The 22,074-nt window shown below is 73.0% G+C and carries 14 protein-coding genes; 9 read left to right on the forward strand and 5 right to left on the reverse strand.

What is annotated here, in order from left to right; genetic code table 11:
• Positions 1-33 precede the first annotated feature (33 nt).
• Positions 34-2,994: a LamG-like jellyroll fold domain-containing protein gene (locus F1D97_RS12505; RefSeq protein ID WP_236120818.1), complete on the reverse strand. Its 2,961-nt coding sequence runs from the start codon at positions 2,992-2,994 to the stop codon at positions 34-36.
• A gap of 351 nt (positions 2,995-3,345) precedes the next feature.
• On the opposite strand from F1D97_RS12505, the gene F1D97_RS12510 reads away from it, so the two are divergent.
• The gene (locus tag F1D97_RS12510; protein WP_236120819.1) at positions 3,346-6,825 is read left to right on the forward strand and encodes a bifunctional proline dehydrogenase/L-glutamate gamma-semialdehyde dehydrogenase; all 3,480 of its coding nucleotides are present in this window, start codon (positions 3,346-3,348) and stop codon (positions 6,823-6,825) included.
• Between the two features lie 57 nt (positions 6,826-6,882).
• Here the strand turns inward: F1D97_RS12510 and F1D97_RS12515 are convergent, their stop codons facing one another.
• Positions 6,883-9,951 carry a pectate lyase family protein gene (locus tag F1D97_RS12515; RefSeq protein WP_236120820.1) on the reverse strand — a complete coding sequence of 1,023 codons (3,069 nt, stop codon included), beginning with the start codon at positions 9,949-9,951 and terminating at the stop codon, positions 6,883-6,885.
• Positions 9,952-10,056: 105 nt separating this feature from the next.
• Complete coding sequence (zapE, locus tag F1D97_RS12520) at positions 10,057-11,112, reverse strand: cell division protein ZapE (protein ID WP_396022516.1); 1,056 nt, start codon at positions 11,110-11,112, stop codon at positions 10,057-10,059.
• 332 nt (positions 11,113-11,444) lie between these two features.
• Between zapE and F1D97_RS12525 the strand changes: the two genes are divergently transcribed.
• The 8 genes from F1D97_RS12525 (at position 11,445) to F1D97_RS12560 (ending at position 19,081) form a co-directional block, all read left to right on the forward strand.
• Positions 11,445-13,106, forward strand: coding sequence for a nitrite/sulfite reductase (locus F1D97_RS12525; RefSeq protein ID WP_236120821.1), 1,662 nt, complete (start codon positions 11,445-11,447; stop codon positions 13,104-13,106).
• Positions 13,103-13,312: a hypothetical protein gene (locus tag F1D97_RS12530; protein WP_236120822.1), complete on the forward strand. Its 210-nt coding sequence runs from the start codon at positions 13,103-13,105 to the stop codon at positions 13,310-13,312. Before F1D97_RS12525 ends, F1D97_RS12530 begins: the two co-directional genes overlap by 4 nt.
• A complete protein-coding gene (locus tag F1D97_RS12535) occupies positions 13,309-14,028 on the forward strand; it encodes a phosphoadenylyl-sulfate reductase (RefSeq protein WP_236120823.1) in 720 nt (239 codons plus the stop codon). Before F1D97_RS12530 ends, F1D97_RS12535 begins: the two co-directional genes overlap by 4 nt.
• Positions 14,025-14,999 (forward strand): sulfate adenylyltransferase subunit CysD, encoded by a 975-nt coding sequence (gene cysD, locus F1D97_RS12540; protein ID WP_236120824.1) that lies wholly within the window; start codon positions 14,025-14,027, stop codon positions 14,997-14,999. Before F1D97_RS12535 ends, cysD begins: the two co-directional genes overlap by 4 nt.
• A 47-nt stretch (positions 15,000-15,046) precedes the next feature.
• Positions 15,047-16,498: a sulfate adenylyltransferase subunit 1 gene (locus tag F1D97_RS12545; protein ID WP_449727691.1), complete on the forward strand. Its 1,452-nt coding sequence runs from the start codon at positions 15,047-15,049 to the stop codon at positions 16,496-16,498.
• Complete coding sequence (gene cobA, locus F1D97_RS12550; RefSeq protein WP_236120825.1) at positions 16,498-17,691, forward strand: uroporphyrinogen-III C-methyltransferase; 1,194 nt, start codon at positions 16,498-16,500, stop codon at positions 17,689-17,691. The genes F1D97_RS12545 and cobA overlap by 1 nt, the downstream gene beginning before the upstream one ends.
• A 95-nt stretch (positions 17,692-17,786) precedes the next feature.
• A complete protein-coding gene (locus F1D97_RS12555; protein ID WP_236120826.1) occupies positions 17,787-18,581 on the forward strand; it encodes a dihydrofolate reductase family protein in 795 nt (264 codons plus the stop codon).
• 14 nt (positions 18,582-18,595) lie between these two features.
• Positions 18,596-19,081 (forward strand): hypothetical protein, encoded by a 486-nt coding sequence (locus F1D97_RS12560; protein WP_236120827.1) that lies wholly within the window; start codon positions 18,596-18,598, stop codon positions 19,079-19,081.
• A gap of 85 nt (positions 19,082-19,166) precedes the next feature.
• Here F1D97_RS12560 and F1D97_RS12565 read toward each other — a convergent pair whose 3' ends face one another.
• Positions 19,167-20,432 carry a carboxylate--amine ligase gene (locus F1D97_RS12565; protein ID WP_236120828.1) on the reverse strand — a complete coding sequence of 422 codons (1,266 nt, stop codon included), beginning with the start codon at positions 20,430-20,432 and terminating at the stop codon, positions 19,167-19,169.
• Positions 20,429-21,889: an NADP-dependent phosphogluconate dehydrogenase gene (gene gndA / locus F1D97_RS12570; protein WP_236120829.1), complete on the reverse strand. Its 1,461-nt coding sequence runs from the start codon at positions 21,887-21,889 to the stop codon at positions 20,429-20,431. The genes F1D97_RS12565 and gndA overlap by 4 nt, the downstream gene beginning before the upstream one ends.
• Positions 21,890-22,074 lie beyond the last annotated feature (185 nt).

Below are 22,074 nucleotides of genomic sequence, written 5' to 3' on the forward strand. Positions count from 1 at the left end.
CCCCATGCCTGCCTCGCATGACCCTCACCCTCATCACTGGCCCACCGTGGTGGTGGGATCGAGCGCCTGAACGCCGCGGGCGAACTGGTTGGCCTCCGCGCCCTGGCACATCCGCCGGATCTTCGCGTCGGCGACCACCTCGCCCTTGAAGATCCGCACGTTGTCGATCTCGCCCTTCCAGCGGTCGACGCCGGCCCCGGCCTGCTGAGCGCGGCCAAGGACGATCGGCCCGGTCCCAGGCTGCAGCTTCGAGGGTGCGGCCCATTGCGATAGGACCGGCTCTCCCGGTGCCGGACGTTCCGGGGTGCCGATGTCGCAGACCCACAGCCGCAGGTGCTGGGTCTTCGCGTCGTACTCCGCGGTCAGCTGAGTCCACTCCCCCGCCCTCGGAGCCACGCTGGAGACGACCGCCTTGGACACCCCGCCGGCGCTCAACGCCTCGAAGGACCAGCACGAAGCCCGCCCCGAGGGGCAACCGGAGGTCGTCAGCCCCAACCGCCAGCTGCTGCTCGACGGGCCGGACTGTGACACGGCCACACGCTGCGACGACGTCGCGTCCAGCCGCACATGCGCCGCCACGACAAAGCTCTTCGCCGTGTCCACCACCCCGGCCTGCGACACCGCCTCGGTACTCGTCCCGTTCAGGCGCAGCGCGAAGTCCCCGTCACGCGAGTCGAACAACGTGTGCGGCCCCGTCACCCACGACCCGTTGGCGACCGTCAACGGACCAACGGTGCTCAGCTCACCAGCGACCGACAGCGCCTCATCCGGGACCGTCGCGGTTCGCGTGTCGAACGACCAGACCCCGTCTTCGCGCGCTGTGGCGACCTCGAAGACGTGCACCGCGGAAAACTCTGTGGTGTTCCGAGCCCGATCCGTGGCGCTCACAGTCAGAGTGTTCGTGCCGGTCGTCGTGGGGTGGCCGTCGAGCGTGCAGATGCGCGCGGACATGTCGGGGCCGACCGCTACCGTCGTGTACCCGCTGGTCACGTCGGACCAGCGGTAGTTGAACCGAACTGCGTCCGATGCCTCGGTCCGGAGGATAAAGCACCCGCGCACGCCCTTGCCGCCATGCTCGACCTCATCGTTCTTGTACTCAGCCTCGACATCAGGATCCGAGGCAGATACCGGAACAGGCGTGATCGTCGGAGGGTTCGGTGCCGTGTAGTCGATCGTGAACGTGCACCACGGCGACCACGCCGACACCACCCCGGACGCATCACGTGCCCGCGCACGCCAGCGGTGACTCCCCTGGCCCAGGACCCCATGGCTGACGGTCTTGGCGAACGTCGCACCCGGTGCCGCCGACGGGGACGTGTACGACCACTCAAGAAGTTCGCTGCCACTGGCGTAGACCTGCATCGTGACCGCCACGCTGTCGCCGTTGTCGTTGTCGTCCGCGACGATCGACAACTGGGGCTGCGTGGTGTTGATCGCGATCACCCCGTCGCAGGTCAACACCTCGGTGCCGGCGATCACCCGCATGCTGCTCGTCTTCACCACAGGCGCACGGTTGTACTCCAGCGACACGGTCGCCGAACCCATGTCGTAGCGCCACCACGAGTTCGACGCGATCTCGGACGCCGCACGAAGACCCAGGGTCATGCGCGAGTACTGGCCCGCGTACTGCCGGGCGGCCGCGAGGATGTCCCACTCGTCGTCCTGCGTCCCGTCACACCCCGTGTAGTGCTTCGGACTGATCGAGCCGAGCTTGAGCACGTCGGACGGCCCCGGCCACGTCGTGTCCGCGCTGATGCCCCCGCTGAGGTAAAGGTCCAGCGACCCCATCGTGCACGACCACGAGTGCGTGCCCCGCACCCGGAACTGCGCAGACACGACGTCGTCCGCCGCGATGTACGGCAGAGCGCTCAGGCCCGTGAACTGCCAGAACATCCGTGACTTGTGGACCGCGGTACACCCCATCGCGGTCACCGCGCAGTACCCGACGCCCTCGTTGCCCGACAGCGACCCGCCGTCGTTCGACCCGTACACCGATCCCCACGACGACACGTTGCGGACCACGACCCACTGATTGAGCGTCACCCCCGTCACCGACGGATCGAACGTCACAGGCCACGTGGTCGCAGGGTCAGTCGCCATCGACTCGTCCACGCTCACCGCGACCGTCACGTCGTCGACGACGTCCACCACCATCGGGGCAACGACATCGCCCTCGTTCGGCCGCTCGACATCGACCGGCTCATCCGGTGCCTGCCCGTCACCGAGAGGTTCCCCGCCCGAGCTGTCCCACTGCAGGGCATCACCCACCGCGAACGCCAGCTCACCCGAGCTCGCGTCGACGATGTCGAACCCCCCGGCACCATCGCCGAGCGCGTTCAGCGCACCCGAAGTGACGACATCGAAGCGAACCTCGCCCACCGCGGCGACAAGCTCCTCGTACGCGGCCCGGTCCTGCACCTCGATCGTCGGCACGACACCGGACGCATCCGGACTGACCTGCACCACCACCGACACCCCGTCGATCAGCTCACCAACGGCGTCGAGCACACCCCACGTGACCCGGCTCCCCGACGCTCGCGGCTCACCCAGATCCATTGGCACACCGATCGTCACGCTCCCCGAACCGCTCTCGATGGAGACGAGACCGCCGTCCTGGGGCGCGAACTCGATCGGATGCACGGGCGAAGCGACCGTGAGAGACCCGGTCTCCTCGTCACGGACGACCGCCGGATCGACAGCGGCCCAACGTCCCGACGCCTGCGTCCGGACCGCACTCACGCTCGAGTCCTCGCGCACCGTGCCTCGCGGCGTCGCCGTCAACGAATACTGCGGCGCCAGCGAGTCGAGCGCCACCACGTCATGACCGCACGCCTGCGCGAGCAGCAACGCCGCCACGATGTCCGGCGCCTCAACACGACCGCAGTCAGGACCGGCCTCATCAACCGCGTCGACAGCCGCGTACGCCGCCGCCGCCACGAGCGCACCCGCGACCCCAGCGCCCACCACTCGGCGCCCGCGCTTCCAACCACGCACGCGTAACCCCCTGGTCCACCGACCTCAGCAAGGTGCGTGAACCACCGGGCTGGGTACTACACATCAAGTCAGGAGGAGTGTGGCGGTCACGGTCACACCGCTTTCAATGCGCGCGAGCAGTTCACCCGATTGCGCGTGCGAGAAGTGCGCTCCGCGGAAGCTCCGCGCCTGTGTCGTGAGACCTTCGTCGTACCGCAGAGTTCGCGCCCGACAGTGCACGGTGCAGTCGACGCTCGAATCAGGAAGCCGTTCGGTGGGGTTGACCTGGCGGTAGCGGGACGTAGACCGCATCCTCGGTGCAGGACCACCACCCCCGGTCCGCCACACGACGCACCCTCACGAAGGAACGCCATGACGCTCTCGCCCGACGTCGACCCCGACGGCCCTCAGGACCTACCGGAGGCGCGCCCCGAGCGCGACGAGCTCGCGCGCGAGGCGGTCGCGCTCGTGCAGCGGTGGCTGCGAGAGTCCGCGGGGCACCGGCCCGACGCGTCGGCGGCGCAGCTCGCGGCCGCGCTGCGTGATCCCGAGGGGCTGGCGTTCGTCGTCGGGTTCGTCGACGGGGTGATCCGGCCGCAGGACGACCGCGTCGCGGCGGCCGCGTTGCACGACCTCGCGCGCCGGGGCCCGCGCTTCCTCGCCCCTCCGCTGCGCGCGCTGCTGCGCGCGGGCGGTGCGCTCGCGCCCGTGCTGCCGGGCGTCGTGGTTCCAGCGGCGCGGCGGGTGCTGCGGCACCTCGTCGGGCACCTGGTGGTCGACGCGAGCGATCGCGGGCTGGGCCGCGCGATCGCGCGGCTGCGGACCGAGGGCGTGCGGCTCAACATCAACCTGCTCGGCGAGGCGGTGCTCGGTGAGCGCGAGGCGCGCCGGCGGCTCGACGGCACGATGGCGTTGCTCGCGCGCGACGACGTCGACTACGTGTCGGTCAAGGTCTCGTCGGTGGTCGCGCCGCACGCACCGTGGGCGTTCGACGAGACCGTCGCGCACGTCGTCGAGCAGCTGCGCCCGCTGTACCGGTTGGCGGCGGCGTCGTCGCCGACGACGTTCGTCAACCTCGACATGGAGGAGTACCGCGACCTGGACCTGACGCTCGCGGTGTTCGAGCGGCTGCTCGACGAGCCGGATCTCCTGCACCTCGAGGCGGGCGTCGTCCTGCAGGCGTACCTGCCCGACGCGCTGCCCGCGATGCAGCGCCTGCAGGAGTGGGCCGCGGCTCGTCGCGCACGCGGTGGCACGGCCGTCAAGGTGCGGCTCGTCAAGGGCGCGAACCTGCCGATGGAGCGCGTCGAGGCCGAGCTGCACGGCTGGCCACTCGCCACGTGGCACACCAAGCAGGAGTCGGATGCGCACTACAAGCGCGTGCTGGAGTGGGCGCTGACGCCCGAGCGCGTGCGCAACGTGCGGCTCGGGGTGGCGGGTCACAACCTGTTCGACGTCGCGTACGCGTGGTTGCTCGCCGGTCGGCGTGAGGTCCGGGACGGCGTCGACTTCGAGATGCTGCTCGGCATGGCGCCCGGCCAGGCGGACGTCGTGCGGCGCGAGGTCGGCGGGCTGCTGCTCTACACGCCCGTCGTCGCGCCTGCCGAGTTCGACGTCGCGATCGCCTACCTGATCCGCCGGCTCGAGGAAGGCGCGTCGAGCGAGAACTTCCTGTCCGCGGTGTTCGACCTGGGGTCCGACGAGCGTCTGCTCGCGCGCGAGCGCGACCGCTTCCTCGCGTCAGTGGCGGCGCTGGACGACGACGCGCCCACGAGGCACCGCGTGCCCGACCGGTACGCCGCGGTCCCCCGCCCTGCCCTCGGGCGGTTCGTCAACACGCCCGACACCGACCCGGCCGTCGCCGAGAACCGCGCCCGCGCGCGCGGTGTGCTCGCGCGCGTCCCCGGCTCGACGCTGGGCGTCGACGCCGCGGCGGGTGCGTGGCTGCGCTCGTCGGACGACGTCGACGCCGTGGTCGCCGCCGCGCGCGAGGCGGGCGGACGCTGGGCCGCGCTGGCGTCCGACGAGCGCGCGGCCGTGCTGCACCGCGCGGGCGACGTGCTGGAGGAGCACCGTGACGCGCTGCTGGAGGTGATGGCCGCCGAGACGGGCAAGACGCTCGAGCAGGGCGACCCGGAGGTGTCCGAGGCGGTCGACTTCGCGCACTACTACGCCGAGCTCGCGCGCGACCTCGACCACGTGGACGGCGCGACCGCCGTCCCGGCCGGCCTCACGCTCGTCACCCCGCCGTGGAACTTCCCCGTCGCCATCCCGGCCGGGTCGACGCTCGCCGCGCTCGCGACCGGGTCCGCCGTGGTGCTCAAGCCCGCGGGCCAGTCGCAGCGGTGCGGCGCGCTGCTCGCCGAGCTGCTGTGGGAGGCGGGGGTACCCCGCGACGTGCTGCACCTCGTGCAGGTCGACGAGGGCACGCTCGGGCGCACGCTCGTCGCGCACCCGGGCGTCGACCAGGTGATCCTCACCGGCGCGTACGACACCGCGGCGCTGTTCCGCTCGTTCCGCCCCGACCTGCGGCTGCTCGCCGAGACGAGCGGGAAGAACGCGATCGTCGTGACGCCCAGCGCGGACCTGGACCTCGCGGTCAAGGACGTCGTCGCGTCCGCGTTCGGGCACGCGGGCCAGAAGTGCTCGGCCGCGTCGCTCGTCGTGCTCGTCGGGTCGCTCGGGCGCTCACGCCGGTTCCGGGACCAGCTCCTCGACGCGGCGTCGTCGCTCGTCGTCGGCGAGGCGCACGACCCGCGCACGCAGATGGGGCCGCTCGTCGAGCCGGCCGCGGGCAAGCTGCTCGGCGGCCTCACCGAGCTCGACCCCGGCGAGTCGTGGGCGCTCGCGCCGCGGCGCCTCGACGACGCCGGGCGGCTGTGGACGCCGGGCGTGCGCGTCGGCGTGCGGCGCGGCTCGCGGTCGCACCGCACCGAGTACTTCGGGCCCGTGCTGTCAGTCATGACCGTTGCGGACCTCGACGAGGCGATCGCGGTGGTGAACGACGTCGACTACGGCCTGACGAGCGGCCTGCACTCGCTCGACCCCGACGAGATCGCGACGTGGCTCGCGCGCGTGCAGGCCGGGAACCTGTACGTGAACCGCGGCATCACCGGGGCGATCGTGCGCCGCCAGCCGTTCGGCGGGTGGAAGCGCTCGGCCGTGGGTCCGGGCGCCAAAGCCGGCGGACCCGGCTACCTGGACACGCTCGTCTCGTGGCGGCCCGGGCGCGCCGTCGACGGGGCCCCGGTGTCCGACGAGCACGCGCGCGCGATCGTCGCGGCCGCGCACGTCGACCTGCCGCCCGACGAGGCCGACGCCGTCGAGCGCGGGGCCCGCAGCGACGCCCACGCGCTCGCGACCCGTTTCACGCCGCGCGACGTCACGGGGCTCACGTGCGAGAGCAACGTCCTGCGCTACCGGCCCGTGCCCGAGCCGGTGCTCGTGCGCCTCGCCGCCGCCGGCTCGGTCGCGGACCTCGCGCGCGTCGTCGCGGCGGCCGCGGCGGCCGGGACCGACGTCGTCGTCTCGACCGCCCTCCCGCTGCCCGACGCCCTGGCGGTCGCGCTGACGGACGCCGCGAGCGCGCTGGTCACCGAGGACGACGCGGCGTGGTCGGCACGCGTCGCGGACCTGGCCGGAGGGCGCGTCCGGCTCCTCGGGGCGGCTGCGGGCACGCTGGCCGAGGCGACGCGCGGTCGTCCGGACGTCGCGGTCTGGGACCACCCGGCCACCGAGTCCGGGCGCGTCGAGCTCGCCCCGTTCCTGCGCGAGCAGTCCGTGACGACCACCACCCACCGGTTCGGCACGCCCGTGCCGTCGCTCGTCGCGATCGCGTGCACCGACGGCTGAGGACACCACGGCGGGGGCCCGGGGACGTCGCCCCGGACCCCCGCCGTGCTCGCACGGTCAGCCGGTCGTGCAGCCGACCGTCGTCGGCACGGACGGTGCGGCGCCCGAGCCGACCCAGCCGTAGGAGGCGGTGCCGCCCGGCGGCAGCGCCCCGTTCCACGGCGTGCTCGAGACGGTCAACGCCGTCCCGGACTGCGTGAACGTGCCGTTCCAGCCCTGCACCGCGGTCGGGTCGGACAGCGTGTGCGTGGTCCGCCACGACGCGATGGCGCCGTCGCGGGCCGTGACCGTCACGGTCGCCTGGTAGCCCCCGGCCCACGCGTTGACCTGCGTCACCGCCGCCGTGCAGGAGCCGTCCGAGGGCGGCGCCGGCGACGACGAGGTCGGGCCCGGGTCGGGCGACGTCGTCGGGCCCGGGTCCGGGCTCGTGCCGCCGAACGTCACCCGCAGAGCGCCGTCCGCGCCGAACGACCACGCCAGGGCGCCGTCGTACGCGGAGCACGCCGAGGCGTTCGAGCCGGACCAGAACGCGTTGTCGCCGCGGTCCGTCCCGACGACCCGGTCCTTCGAGCCGGAGTCGCACGAGACGTTGCCGCTGAACACCGACGAGCCGCCGTCGAAGTTGAAGTTGCGCTGCGCGTTCCCCACAGCCACGTTGCTCGTGATCGTCAGGGAGCCCGGGTTGCTGTTGAACGTGAACCCGTGCTTGCCGTTGTCGACCGCGTAGCTGTTGCGCACCACGTGGTCGACCTTGATGTCCTCACCGCCGAGCTTGAAGCCGTTGCGGTCGCCCGCACCGGCCTGGCTGCCGTCGGACAGCGTGCCGTTCTCGTACGCGAGCGAGCGCTCGATCGTCACCGGGCCGATCGCACCGGTGTCGGACTTCGTGTACAGGTCCCAGCCGTCGTCGATGTTGTGGTGCGACACAGTGTCCCGGAACACGTTGCCCGACCCGACCGTGAGCTTGGCCGCGAAGCCGTCGGCGTCCTCGCCGTCGGAGTCCACGTTGTCGTGCGACTCGCTGCTCACGACGAGGTTGTTCGCCGGCCAGTCGGAACGCGGCGTGTCGGACGCCGCCCTTGAGATCTGCAGGCCCGTGTCGCGGTTGTGGCGCGTCACCACCCGCTCGACGACGTTGTTGCTGCCGCCGATCGAGATGCCGTTGTCGCCCGCGCGCTGCACGACGATCCCGTACAGGTGCCAGTAGTCGGCGTTGAGCGACAGCCCGCGGTTGGTGGACAGCTCGCTCTGCGCGGAGAAGTCCAGCACGGGCGTCTCCCCCGGGTACGCCGACAGGAGCGTGCGGTCGCCCGACTTCCCGTCCGCGGTGATGAGCACCGTCTCCGACAGGCGGTAGGTCCCGCCCCGCAGGAAGATCTCGCCGCCGGAGGCGGCCCTGCTCACGGCCGAGGCGAGGGTCGTCGGGGCGGACTCGGTCCCCGCGGCGCCCGCGCTGCCGTTCGGCGACACGTAGAGCGTGCCGGCGCTCGGCTGCGGCCCACCCGTGGGCTCCGGGTCGGACGTCGGGTCGCTGGTGGGCTCCGGGTCGGGCGTCGTGACGGTGCCCGCGTACGTCTCGAGCTCGGCGATCTGCGGCACGCCGTTCGAGCCGGTGACCTGCAGGCTGACCTTCTTCAGGCTCGTCGTCGGGAACGTGAGCACACCCGCGCCGCTGCCGGACGTCAGCACGCCGCCGGTGTCCGCGTTCACGAGGCTCCACGACCCCAGCCGCCCGGTCGCGCCCGACGCCTCCACGACGACGACCGACGAGATCGTCGTCGCCGACGACCACTTGACCGAGACCGTGCCGGTCGAGCCGCTCGGCGACCAGTACGTCGACCGGTTGCCGTCGACGACGTTGCCGTAGCTCGTGCCGCTGGCCTTGCTCGAGCCGTCAGCGCCGGCGCCGATGCTGAGGTTCTGACCACCGGGGGTCGGGTTCGACGTCGGGTTCGAGGTCGGGTCACCGGTCGGCTCCGACGTCGGGCCGCCGGTGGGGTCGGTCGTCGGGTCCGGGGTCTGCGGCGAGCAGCTCCCGTCGGAGACCTTCAGCCCCGTGTTCGCGCCCGCGGTCGCGGCGACGAGGGCGGGCACGCACGTCGCGGCGTCGAGCGTGTACGCGTACGGGATGGACACGCTCGTCGTCGAGCGCACGTCGGGTCCCGCGGGGTTGTTGTCCGTGCCGCGCGACGACCACGTCACGTTGTCGAAGATGTTCCCCGCGACCTGCCACGTGCCGGCCTCGTCGGTGTAGAACGTGCCGAGCGGGTCCTTGGAGTCCTCAAAGTAGTTGTTCTCGACCTTCGCCTGCGCGCCCGCACGGGAGTTGATCCCGGACTTGCCGAGCCCGACGTAGTGGTTGTCGTACATGTGCGCCACGCCGCCGCGCAGCAGCGGCGTGCGGGACTCGATGTTCGAGTACAGGTTGTGGTGGAACGTGATGAACGAGTTCGCCCGGTCGCTCTCGCTCGACCCGATGAGCCCGCCGCGACCCGAGTTGCGCAGGATGCTGTACGACAGCGTCACGTACTTGACGTCGTCCTTCATGTCGAACAGGCCGTCGTAGCCCTCGTCCTCACCGCCGGACGCCTCGAGCGTCACGTGGTCGACCCACACGTTGCGGACGGTCGACTCCATGCCGATCGCGTCTCCGCCGTTGGAGGTCGGCGAGCCGGACTTCTTGACGTTCTTGACGGTCACGTCGCGGATCACGATGTTGCTCGAGTCGCGGATGTGGATGCCGATCTGGTCGAACGTCGCGCCGCCGACACCGACGATCGTGACGTTGCTGATGCCCTTGAGCTCGATCACCCCGGAAGCGGTGTTGCAGCTCGAGCCGGAGACCTTGGCCGTGTTGCCCACCGTGATCGTGCCCGACACCTGGATGGTGATCGGCGTGCTGGAGCTCGCGCGGCTGCACAGTGCCGCGTGGATGGCGGTGCCCGTGCCGGCGGTGACGGTCTGTCCGCCCGCGCCACCCGTGGTCCCTCCGTTCAGGCTCGCGAAGCCTGTCGCCTGTCCCGTCGCCGCTTGGGCGCCGGTCGACACTGCTGCGAGCCCGAGCGTCGCGGTCAGGGCCACGGTGGCCCCGAGCCCGACGAGTCGCGCTGCGACTGGTCGTCTCATCACATGCCTCACCTTCGATGGTCGGGCCACCACCGTAGGATTGCGCTTTCCCGACGAACAAGGGGCGCGGACGCGGCAACGCGCGGCAAATCGATTCGGCGTCGGTCAGGCGGTGGCGCGAGCGCCGGCGGCGGCCAGCGCGCCGAGCCGGGACAGCGCGCGGTAGTACTTCTTGCGGTACCCGCCGCGCAGCATCTCGTCGGTGAACAGGCCCTGCGTCCCGCCGCCGCCGAGCAGCACGGGCACGTCGCGGTCGTACAGCCGGTCCACCAGCACGACCAGCCGCAGCGCCACCTCCTGGCGCGTCACCGGCCCCACGCCCGTCAGCCCGACGACCTCCGTGCCGTCCAGGAGCGCGCCGTACTTGGAGGGATGCACGGTCGCGAGGTGCGCGAGCAGCGCCGAGAAGTCGTCGAGCGTCGCGCCAGGACGACCCGTCACGGCCTCGCGCACCGCGTCGTCGGCCAGCGCGTCGCCGTGCTCGACCGACCGGTGGCGGTAGTCCTCGCCGTCGATGCGCAGCACGTCGAACCGCGCGGCGAGCGCCTGGATCTCGCGCAGGAAGTCCTCCGCGGCGAACCGGCCCTCCCCGAGCGACTCGGGCAGCGTGTTCGACGTCGCCGCGAGCGCGACCCCGTGGTCCGCGAGCTCGCGCAGCAGGCGCGACATGAGGACGGTGTCGCCGGGGTCGTCGAGCTCGAACTCGTCGATGCACACCAGGCGGTAGGCGGACAGCGCCGCGACGGTCTGCCGGAAGCCGAGCGCTCCGACGAGGTTGGTGTACTCGACGAACGTGCCGAACGCGGCCCGCCCGCCCGCGCCGGTCACGGCGTGCGCGAGCGCCGCGAGCAGGTGCGTCTTGCCGACTCCGAACCCGCCGTCGAGGTAGACCGCCTCAGGCTGCGCGCGCCGGCGGCGCCACCACGACGAGCCGGACGACCCGACGACCCGCTCGGTCGCGCGGCGCAGGCGCTCGACCGCCGCGGCCTGGCTCGGGTGCGCGGGGTCCGGCACGTAGGACTCGAACGACGCGCCGGCGAAGTGCGGGGGCGGGACGAGCTCGGCGACGAGCCGGTCGGGCGCGACCGTGGGCACGGTCGCGCCGAGCGACCGCACGGCCGCGGCGCGGCCGTGCGTCGGGTCCGGCTGGAGGTCCGTCACGGTGGTCCAGGGTACGTCCACCTCGTGACCCTTCCGGCGTCCGCATCGTGTCATGTGCGTCTCATCATCCGGTCTGGGACTCCCCGATCGGGCGACAGCGTGTGAACCTCGACGCGTGATCGAGTCCGGGTTCGTGCGGTGCTGTCGGCCTTGTGCCGAGTCGGCTGCGCGTGCCCGCACGTCCATGTGCATGTGCTGCTGTCTGCGGAGCAACTGACCCCGCCCCGTCCCCCACCCTGGGCGCGCGGTCTGTGCCCAGAGGGATGAACCCGGCTCCAGGCCGGGTCCTGAGCGCAGCCGAACGCCCGTGAACGTCCTGGAGGTAGCGCCTCATGGCGCAGACCCGGATCGCGCCACCCGCCGCCAAGCCCGAGGGCCAGTGGGCCTTCGACCCCGAGCGGACGCCGCTCAACGGCAACGAGGAGATGAAGCAGGCCGACGACGGCCTGTCCGTCCGGCACCGCATCGAGACGATCTACGCCCACGAGGGCTTCGCCTCGATCCCCGGTGACGACCTGCGCGGTCGCATGCGCTGGTGGGGCCTGTACACGCAGCGCCGCCCCGGCATCGACGGCGGCAAGACCGCCACGCTCGAGCCCGAGCAGCTCGAGGACGAGTACTTCATGCTCCGCGTGCGCTGCGACGGCGGCCGGCTGTCGCTCGCTCAGCTGCGCACTGTCGCGGGCGTCTCGCGCGAGTTCGGCCGCGGCACCGCCGACATCACCGACCGGCAGAACATCCAGCTGCACTGGATCCGCATCGAGGACGTGCCCGAGATCTGGCGCCGCCTCGAGTCGGTCGGCCTCACGACGCAGGAGGCGTGCGGCGACGTCCCGCGCGTCATCATCGGCTCGCCCGTCGCGGGCGTCGCGGCAGACGAGATCATCGACGGCACGCCCGCGATCGAGGAGATCCACCGCCGCTACATCGGCGACCCGGCGTTCTCGAACCTGCCGCGCAAGTGGAAGACCGCGGTCAGCGGCTCGCCCCACCAGGACGTCGCGCACGAGATCAACGACGTCGCGTTCGTCGGCGTGGTCCACCCCGAGCTCGGCCCCGGGTTCGACCTGTGGGTCGGCGGTGCGCTGTCTACCAACCCCATGCTCGGCAAGCGCCTCGGCGCGTTCGTCACGCTCGAGCAGATCCCCGAGGTGTGGGTCGGGGTCACGTCGATCTTCCGCGACTACGGGTACCGCCGGCTGCGCACGCGCGCCCGCCTGAAGTTCCTGCTCGCCGACTGGGGGCCGGAGCTGTTCCGCCGCGTGCTCGAGGAGGAGTACCTCGGGTACGCGCTGCCGGACGGCCCCGAGCCGCCGCCCCCGCCGACGGGCCGCCGCGACCACGTGGGCGTGCACCCGCAGAAGGACGGCCGCTTCTACATCGGCGCCGCCCCGGCCGTCGGCCGGATCTCGGGCGAGGTCCTCGACGCCGTGGCCGACCTCGTCGAGCTCGCGGGCTCCGACCGCGTGCAGCTCACCACCGAGCAGAAGCTCGTCGTCATCGACGTGCCGGGCGACAAGGTCGACACGGTCGTGGACGGCCTCGAGGCGCTCGGCCTGCAGGTGCGCAACGCCTCGACGTTCCGGCGCGGCACGCTCGCGTGCACGGGCATCGAGTTCTGCAAGCTCGCGATCGTCGAGACCAAGGCCCGGGCGACCGACCTGATCGGCGAGCTCGAGCGCCGCCTGCCGACGTTCGACCAACCCATCACGATCAACGTCAACGGCTGCCCCAACTCGTGCGCCCGCATCCAGACCGCCGACATCGGCCTCAAGGGCGCGCTCGCGCAGGGCGAGGAGGGCTACCAGGTCCACCTCGGCGGCGGGCTCGGCCTCACCAGCGGGCTCGGCAAGACGCTGCGCGGCCTGCGCGTGCCGTCCTCCGAGCTGCCGGACTACATCGAGCGCGTCACGCGCCGGTACGACGAGCAGCGCCTCGAGGGCGAGCTGTTCGCCGAGTGGGTGCAGCGCGCGGCGGAGGAGGACCTGCGATGAGCGGCTCCGGCGAGGGACGCGCCGTCCCGTACTACTGCCCGTTCTGCGCGAGCGAGGACCTGTGGCCCGCGGGCGAGACCCACGGCCAGTGGGAGTGCCGCTCGTGCGCCCGCACGTTCGCGGTGCGGTTCGTCTCGGTCGCGAGCCCCGGCGAACGCTCGCTCCGTCCCGCGATCGAGACGGCGGCCGCAGGGGGTGCGCGATGAGCACCGAGACCCCGACCGCCGCGGACCTGTCGCCCGACGAGCTGCGCGAGCTCGCCACGCGCGGGGGAGTCGAGCTCGAGGACGCGCACCCCGAGGAGATCCTCGCGTGGGCCGCCCGCACGTTCGGCCGCGACCTCGTCGTCGCCTCCTCGATGGGCGACGAGATCCTCGTGCACATGGCCGCGCAGGCCGTGCCCGGGATCGACGTGATCTTCCTCGACACCGGCTACCACTTCGCGGAGACGATCGGCACGCGCGACTACTACGCCGACTTCACCGACATCCGGCTGCGCACGGTCCTGCCGCTGCGCACGGTCGCCGAGCAGGACGCCGAGCACGGCCCGCGCCTGCACGACCGGGACCCGAACCTGTGCTGCGCGCTGCGCAAGGTCGAGCCGCTCGAGCGCGGCCTCGCGCCGTACCGGGCGTGGGTCACCGGCATGCGCCGCGAGGACGCCCCGACCCGCACCGACATCACGGTCGTCGGCTGGGACCACAAGCGCGACAAGGTGAAGATCAACCCCCTCGCCGCCTGGACCCAGGCCCAGGTCGACGAGTACGTCGAGACCCACGGCGTCGTGCTCAACCCCCTGAGACAGTCCGGGTACGCCTCCATCGGGTGCGCCCCCTGCACGCGCGCCGTCGCCCCGGGTGAGGACCCGCGGGCGGGGCGCTGGTCCGGTACCTCCAAGACGGAATGCGGTCTGCACACATGACGACGACCCTCGGCTCCACGTCCCCCACGCCGGTGGCCTCCCCCCTGTCCCCCACGACAGCCCCCGCGACAGCCCCCACGCGGCTGACCCAGCTCGACGCGCTCGAGTCGGAGGCGGTCCACGTCATGCGCGAGGTCGCCGGCGAGTTCGAGCGACCCGTGCTGCTGTTCTCGGGCGGCAAGGACTCGATCGTCATGCTGCACCTCGCGCGCAAGGCGTTCTGGCCCGCCTCGGTCCCGTTCGCGCTGCTGCACGTCGACACCGGGCACAACTTCCCCGAGGTCATCGACTACCGCGACGCCACCGTGGAGCGCCACGGGTTGCGCCTCGTGGTCGCGCACGTGCAGGACGCGATCGACGACGGTCGGGTCTCGGAGCGGCCCGACGGGTCCCGCAACCCGCTGCAGACCGTCCCGCTGCTCGACGCGATCACGAGCAACCGGTTCGACGCGGTGTTCGGCGGCGGGCGTCGCGACGAGGAGAAGGCGCGCGCCAAGGAGCGCGTGTTCTCGCTGCGCGACGAGTTCGGCCAGTGGGACCCGCGCCGCCAGCGCCCCGAGCTGTGGGACCTGTACAACGGTCGCCACAAGCCGGGCGAGCACGTGCGCGTGTTCCCGCTGTCGAACTGGACCGAGCTCGACGTGTGGCGCTACATCGAGCGCGAGGGCATCGAGCTGCCGTCGATCTACTACGCGCACTCCCGCGAGGTGTTCGCGCGCGACGGCATGTGGCTCGCACCCGGCGAGTGGGGCGGGCCGCGGGCCGACGAGCGGCTCGAGACGCGTACCGTGCGGTACCGCACCGTGGGCGACATGAGCTGCACCGGTGCGGTGGACTCGACCGCGACGACCGTCGCGGACGTGATCGCCGAGGTCGCGGCGAGCCGGCTCACCGAGCGCGGCGCGACGCGGGCCGACGACCGCGCGTCCGAGGCCGCCATGGAGGACCGCAAGCGGGAGGGCTACTTCTGATGCCCGCCGCCTCCGGTCCCACCCTGACGAACGACGAGACGAGACCCGTGACGACGTCCCCCGCCCCCGCTGCCTCCGCCGTGCTCTCCGAGGGCGCCGCCGAGCACGCCTCGCGCGAGCTGCTGCGCCTCGCGACCGCCGGCTCGGTCGACGACGGCAAGTCCACGCTCATCGGCCGCCTGCTGTACGACACGAAGTCGGTGCTGGCCGACCAGCTCTCGGCCGTCGAGCGCGCCACCGCGGCGCGCGGCGCCGCCGCGGGCGAGGTCGACCTGGCGCTGCTCACCGACGGCCTGCGCGCCGAGCGCGAGCAGGGCATCACGATCGACGTGGCGTACCGCTACTTCTCCACCGCGCGGCGCGCGTTCGTCCTCGCGGACACGCCCGGCCACGTGCAGTACACGCGCAACATGGTCACCGGCGCGTCGACCGCGCAGCTCGCGATCGTGCTCGTCGACGCGCGCAAGGGCGTGCTCGAGCAGACGCGCCGGCACGCCACGGTCGCCGCGCTGCTCGGCGTCCCGCACGTGCTGCTCGCGGTCAACAAGATGGACCTCGTGGACTTCGACGAGGCCGTCTTCCGGTCGATCGCCGAGGACTTCTCCGCGTACGCGGCGGGGCTCGGGCTGCCGGACGTGCTCGCCGTGCCGGTGTCCGCGCTGGCCGGCGACAACGTCGTCGACCGCTCGACGCGCACCCCCTGGTACGACGGCCCGACCCTGCTCGAGCACCTCGAGACCGTGCCGGTCTCGGACGCGCGCGCCGACGACGACCTGCGCCTGCCGGTCCAGGTGGTGATCCGGCCGCGCACGGCCGAGCACCCCGACTACCGCGGGTACGCGGGCCGCATCGCGTCCGGCACCGTGCGGGTGGGCGACGCGCTCACGGTCCTGCCGTCCGGCAAGACGAGCGTCGTGACGGGCATCGACACGTTCGACGGCCCGCTCGCCGAGGCCTCGGCCGGGCACTCGGTGACGGTCCGCCTGGCCGACGAGCTCGACATCTCCCGCGGCGACGTGCTCGTCCCGACCGGCGCTTCCGTGACGCTCGGGCAGGACCTCGTCGGGACGGTGTGCTGGCTGTCCGAGCGCCGCTCGGTGCTCGGCGCCCGCCTGCTCGTGCGCATCGGCACGCGCACCGTGCGCGCGCTGCTGCGCGAGGTCGACGCGCGCCTCGACGTCGACACGCAGACCGTCGAGCTGTTCAGCGGCGTCGACACGCTGCACCAGGTCGACGCGACCGACACCTCGTCGGACGCCGCGCCCTCGGGCCTCGGGCTCAACGCGATCGGGCGCGTCCGCGTCCGGCTCGCCGAGCCCGTCCTGCTGGACGACTACGCCGACCACCGCGGCACGGGCGCGTTCCTGCTCGTCGACCCGGCCGACGGCACGACCCTCGCCGCGGGCATGGTCGGCCCCACGCTGCTCGACCGGCTCGCGCCGGAGCCCGCGCAGGACGACGCCACGGACGCGGACTGGCTCGCCGGGGCGGGCATCTGATGCACCCGCTCCTGCTGGACCTGCGCGGACGGCGCGTGCTCGTCGTCGGCGGAGGTCCGGTCGCGGCCCGACGAGCCGCGCGGCTCGTCGAGGACGGCGGTGACGTGCTCGTCGTCGCGCCCGCGGTGTGCGAGGACCTCGCGTCTCTCGCCGCGCGCGGCGCCGTGCGCTGGGAGCAGCGCGAGTACGCCACCGGCGACCTCGCCGGGGCATGGCTCGTGCACACCGCCACGGGCGTCCGGGCGATCGACGAGCGGGTCGCGGCCGACGCCGAACGCGAGCGCGTGTGGTGCGTGCGCGCCGACGACCACGCCGCGTCCTCCGCGTGGACGCCCGCGGTCGCGCGGGCCGGGGACGTCACGGTCGCGGTCAACGCGGGCGGCGACCCCCGCCGTGCCGCGGCGCTGCGCTCCGCCATCTCGCTCCTCCTCGACACCGGTGGCCTCCCGCTGCGCCACCACCGCCCGCCCACGACCGGCTCGGTCACGCTCGTCGGCGGCGGCCCGGGCGACCCGGGGCTCATCACGACCAAGGGCCGGCGCGCGCTCGCCGAGGCCGACGTCGTCGTGGTCGACCGGCTCGGGCCGCGCGAGCTGCTCGCCGAGCTGCCCGACGACGTCGAGGTGGTCGAGGCGGGCAAGGCGCCGCACGCGCACACGCTCACGCAGTCCCAGATCAACGCGCTGCTCGTCGAGCGAGCCCGCGCCGGGCTGCGCGTCGTGCGGCTCAAGGGCGGCGACCCGTACGTGCTCGGCCGCGGCGGCGAGGAGGTCGCTGCGTGCGTCGCGGCCGGTGTCCCCGTCACGGTCGTGCCGGGTGTGACGAGCGCGATCGCCGTGCCGGGTGCCGCGGGGATCCCCGTGACGCACCGCGGGCTGTCGCGCCAGGTCACGATCCTGTCCGCGCACGACACCGAGCCCGACTGGACCGCGCTCGCGCGGCTCGGCGGCACGCTCGTGCTCCTCATGGGCGTGGCGCGCATCGAGGCGTACGCCCGCGCGCTCGTCGAGCACGGCGCGGACCCCGGGACGCCCGTCGCCGTCGTCGAGAGCGGCACGCTGCCCGGCCAGCGCACGACGGTCGGCACGCTCGCGACCATCGCGGACCTCGCGCGCGAGCGCGCGGTGGCCAACCCCGCGGTGATCGTCGTGGGCGACGTCGCGGCCCTCGCCGACGTCCCGACGGACGCCTGACGACGGCGACGTCGGGCGACGACGACGCGACGACGACGCGGCGACGACGGCGTGACCGACCCGCACCGCACGCCCGCGCGCCCTACGGTCGGAGCATGACCGACTCCCCCGCGCTCGACGTGCTGCTGCACGCGACCGCCGCGACGCCCGCACGCCTCGAGCCCCGCGACGACGAGTCGGAGCTCGTCGCGCTGCTCGACGACCGCGGCCCGGGCCGGTCCGTGCGTGCCAACATGATCGCGACGCTCGACGGCGCCGCGACCGGCCCGGACCACGTGACGGGCTCGATCAACGGCCCGGCCGACCTGCGGGTGTTCACCGCGCTGCGCGCGCTGGCGGACGTGGTGCTCGTCGGCGCCGGCACGGTCCGCCAGGAGCGCTACCGCGAGCTCGACCTGCCGCCCGCGGTGGCCGCGACGCGCCGCGCGCACGGCCGCGGCGACCGCCCCGCACTTGCCGTCGTGACGCGGTCCGGCGACGTGCCCGACGCGCTCCTCGACGGGGCCCACCCGCCCCTGGTCGTCACGTGCGCGACGAGCCCGCGGGTCGACGCGCTGCGCGACCGCCTGGGCGACGGGCTCGTCGTGGCCGGGCACTCGGCGGTCGACCTGCGGGGCGGCCTCGACGCTCTGGCCGAGCGCGGGCTGACCGCGGTGCTGACCGAGGGCGGGCCGAGCCTGCTCGCCGAGCTCGTGACGCTCGACCTCGTCGACGAGCTGTTCCTCACGTGGAGCCCGACGCTCGTCGGCGGTCCCGCGCCGCGCGTCCTGGACGGCGCGCCGTGGCTGCGCGCGCCCCTGCCCGCGCGCCTCGTGCAGCTGCTGCACGCCGACGGCGTGCTGCTCGGCAGGTGGGACCTGCGCGTGGCCAGCCGGGACGCGCGCGGATGACTAGGCTCGGCCACGTGACCGACACGATCCTGGTGCTCATCGAGGACACCCTCGCGCCCGTCGACGTCCAGCACCTCCTCGCCCTCCACGAGGACGAGGAGCTCGCGTACCACGTGCTGGTGCCCGCCGACAGCGACCGCCCGCTGCTGCCGACGATCGTCGACAACCTCGGGCTCGGCGAGATCAAGGGCGCGCTCGAGCGCCTGCGCGGCAAGGAGCCCACCGAGCGCGAGGCGGTCGCGACGGCCGCCGAGCAGCTCGCGACGACGCTCGCGGAGTTCGCGGCGGCCGGCCGGACCGCGACGGGCGAGGTCGTCGACGACGACCCGCTGCCCGCGCTCCGCGCCGCCGCGACCGCGCAGGACGCACGCGAGGTCGCGATCGTGACGTACCCGCACGCGTGGCTCGACACGTTCCACCGCGACTGGGCGTCCCGCGCGCGCGAGGACCTGCGGATCCCGGTGCTGCACCTGTACTCGGGCACGTCCGAGCTCGGCTGACGCCGGCGGACGCGGCGACACAGGACGCGCGAGGGCCCGACGAGCGCGTGCTCGTCGGGCCCTCGTAGGTACGGGGTCGGGTGCCTCAGAAGCCCGTGTCGGTGGGCTCCGGGTACCAGCGGCGGAACTTGCGCACCTGGTTGACCGCGGCCGCGAGCACGTAGAACCGCCGACGCAGCGAGAGGTCCTTGCCGTACCGCAGCGGGTGGGCTGTCGCGCGCGAGCGCACGAGACGCCGCACGCGGTCGGCGAGCTGCGGGTCGCGGACGTACCGCAGCAGCAGCCGGTGCGGGACGATCGAGTACAGCACCTCGCGGTCGACGACGACGGGGTCGACGGCTCGGCCCTCGATGCGGTCCTCCACGACGAACCGCACGGGGTTCGCCCCCGCGGCGGTCACGTAGTAGTTGTTCCGCCCGATGCGCGGGTTGACCTCGAAGAACCGGAACTTCCCGGTGCGCGGGTCGACCTTGACGTCGAAGTTCGCGAAGCCCACGTAGCCCGTCGCGGTGAGGAACCGGCGCGCCTGCTCGAGCATCGCGTCGTCGCGGTACGTGATCATCGCGGCGGGGTTGCCCAGGCCCGACGGCGTGTGCTCCTCGAGCAGCACGTGGGCGCTGCACAGGAGCGTGACCTGGCCGCGCTGGTCGACGTACGCGGTGACGGACCGCATCTGCGTGTCGTCGCCCGGCACGAGCTCCTGCACGACGAACCGGCCGCGGTACCCCGCGGCGCGCAGCGAGCGCCACAGCGTGGAGAGCTCGTCGGGGGTCGCGATCTCGAAGACCTTCTTCTTGCCCTCGAACTCGACCTCCTGGTAGTCCGCGCTGCTCGCCGCCTTCGCGATGAGCGGGTACTCCAGGTCGACCGGGACGTCCGGGTCCTGCGGGCCGAAGGACTGGACGATCGTGCGCGGCACCGAGATGTCGAGCTCGGCGCAGATCTCCGCGAACGTCGCCTTGTCGCTGATGCGGGCCAGCAGGTCCGCCGAGAGGAACGGCACCGCGTAGAAGGGCTCGAGCTCGGCGCGGTGCTCGACGACGACGCGCACGAGCCAGTCCGAGTTCGCCATGAGCAGCAGGCGGCGGTCGGGCAGGCGGCGCGCGACCTGCAGCAGGCGGTCGACGAGCTGGCGCGGGTCGTGCCCGTCGGCGACGATCTCGTGCTCGACGATCCCCGAGTGCTGCACGGGGCCGAGCGCGGCGCCCGCGACCACGACGGAGGTCACGCCGTACTGCTCGTGGAACGAGCGCGCGAGCGCGTAGACACCGATGTCCGCGCCGAGGATCACGGGCTGGAGCGCACGCGCGTCCGTCCCGTGACCCCCGGCGTGGGTGCTGTTCTGGGTCACGCGTCCTGCTCGGTGCGGTCGCCCGACCACAGCGTGTGGAACGAGCCGTCGCGGTCGGTGCGGCGGTAGGTGTGCGCGCCGAAGAAGTCGCGCTGCGCCTGGATGAGGGCGGCGGGCAGGCGCTCGGCCCGCACGCCGTCGTAGTACGCGAGCGAGGAGGAGAACGCCGGGGTGGGCACGCCGTGCAGCGCGGCGCCCGCGACGATCCGACGCCACGCCGCCACGCCGTTGCCGACCGCGCCGGCGAAGTACTCGTCGGCGAGCAGCAGCGGCAGCTGCGGGGCGCGCTCGTACGCCTCGGTGATGCGGTTGAGGAACCGCGCACGGATGATGCACCCGCCGCGCCAGATGCGGGCCATGGCCCCGCGGTCGATGTCCCAGCCGAACTGCTGCGACGCGGCGGCGATCTGGTCGAAGCCCTGCGAGTACGCGACCACCTTCGAGGCGTACAGCGCCAGGCGCACGTCCTCGACGAACGCGTCCCGGTCGGTGATCTCCCACGGCGTGGTCGCCGCGGGCAGCACACCGCGAGCGGCCTCGCGCTGCGGCACGCCACCGGACAGGGCGCGCGCGAACGTGGCCTCCGCGATGCCCGTGATCGGCACGCCGAGGTCCAGACCGTTCTGCACGGTCCAGCGGCCCGTGCCCTTCTGCTCCGCCTGGTCGAGCACGATGTCGACGAACGCCGACCCCGTCGCCGCGTCGACGTGCTGCAGCACGTCCGCGGTGATCTCGATCAGGAACGACTCCAGGTCGCCCGTGTTCCACTCCGCGAAGATCTGCCCGATCTCCGACGCCGACGCACCCAGGCCCTGCTTGAGCAGGTCGTACGCCTCGGCGATGAGCTGCATGTCGGCGTACTCGATGCCGTTGTGCACCATCTTGACGAAGTGGCCCGCACCGTCGGGGCCCACGTACGTGCAGCACGGCACGCCGTCGACCTTCGCCGCGATCTTCTCCAGGATCGGGCCGAGCGACTCGTACGACTCACGGGTGCCGCCGGGCATGATCGACGGGCCGAGGAGCGCGCCCTCCTCACCGCCCGAGACCCCGGACCCGACGAAGTGCAGACCCTTCGCACGCAGCGCGTTCTCCCGACGCACCGTGTCCGGGAAGTGCGCGTTCCCGGCGTCGACGACGATGTCGCCCTCCTCCAGGAACGGCACGAGCTCGTCGATCACCGCGTCCGTGGCCGCACCGGCCTTGACCATCACGACGACCTTGCGCGGCCGCTCGAGGGACGCCACGAAGTCCGCGACCGACTCCGACGGCACGAACGTGCCCTCGTCGCCGTGCTCGGCGACCAGCGAGGCCGTCTTCTCCCACGACCGGTTGTGCACGGCCACCGTGAAGCCGTTGCGGGCGAAGTTGCGCGCCAGGTTGCGGCCCATGACCGCGAGCCCGGTCACGCCGATCTGCGCGATCCCGACCTGACCGCCGGGGGCGATGTCGACCATGCTGTGTGGTGCTCCTTCGGTTCGTCGCCTCGGCAGGTCGGGCGCGCGCCGTCCCGTCTCCGCCCGGCTGCGTGCCCGGCTCGTGAGGGGACCGACGCCACGGACCCGGTGGCTCCTGCCGGATGTCGTGGTCCCGGCGGTGCCGCCGGGTGAGGTGCCGCCTCAGCCTAGTGCGCGGCCCGGGT

Source organism: Cellulomonas palmilytica (assembly GCF_021590045.1).
GTDB classification, from domain to species: domain Bacteria; phylum Actinomycetota; class Actinomycetes; order Actinomycetales; family Cellulomonadaceae; genus Cellulomonas; species Cellulomonas palmilytica.

Coding starts and splice junctions, on each gene's coding strand:
- F1D97_RS12510 (WP_236120819.1), top strand. CDS start 3,346: ATGACGCTCTCGCCCGACGTCGACCCCGACGGCCCTCAGGACCTACCG.
- F1D97_RS12515 (WP_236120820.1), bottom strand. CDS start 9,951: ATGAGACGACCAGTCGCAGCGCGACTCGTCGGGCTCGGGGCCACCGTG.
- F1D97_RS12525 (WP_236120821.1), top strand. CDS start 11,445: ATGGCGCAGACCCGGATCGCGCCACCCGCCGCCAAGCCCGAGGGCCAG.
- F1D97_RS12530 (WP_236120822.1), top strand. CDS start 13,103: ATGAGCGGCTCCGGCGAGGGACGCGCCGTCCCGTACTACTGCCCGTTC.
- F1D97_RS12535 (WP_236120823.1), top strand. CDS start 13,309: ATGAGCACCGAGACCCCGACCGCCGCGGACCTGTCGCCCGACGAGCTG.
- cysD (WP_236120824.1), top strand. CDS start 14,025: ATGACGACGACCCTCGGCTCCACGTCCCCCACGCCGGTGGCCTCCCCC.
- cobA (WP_236120825.1), top strand. CDS start 16,498: ATGCACCCGCTCCTGCTGGACCTGCGCGGACGGCGCGTGCTCGTCGTC.
- F1D97_RS12555 (WP_236120826.1), top strand. CDS start 17,787: ATGACCGACTCCCCCGCGCTCGACGTGCTGCTGCACGCGACCGCCGCG.
- gndA (WP_236120829.1), bottom strand. CDS start 21,889: ATGGTCGACATCGCCCCCGGCGGTCAGGTCGGGATCGCGCAGATCGGC.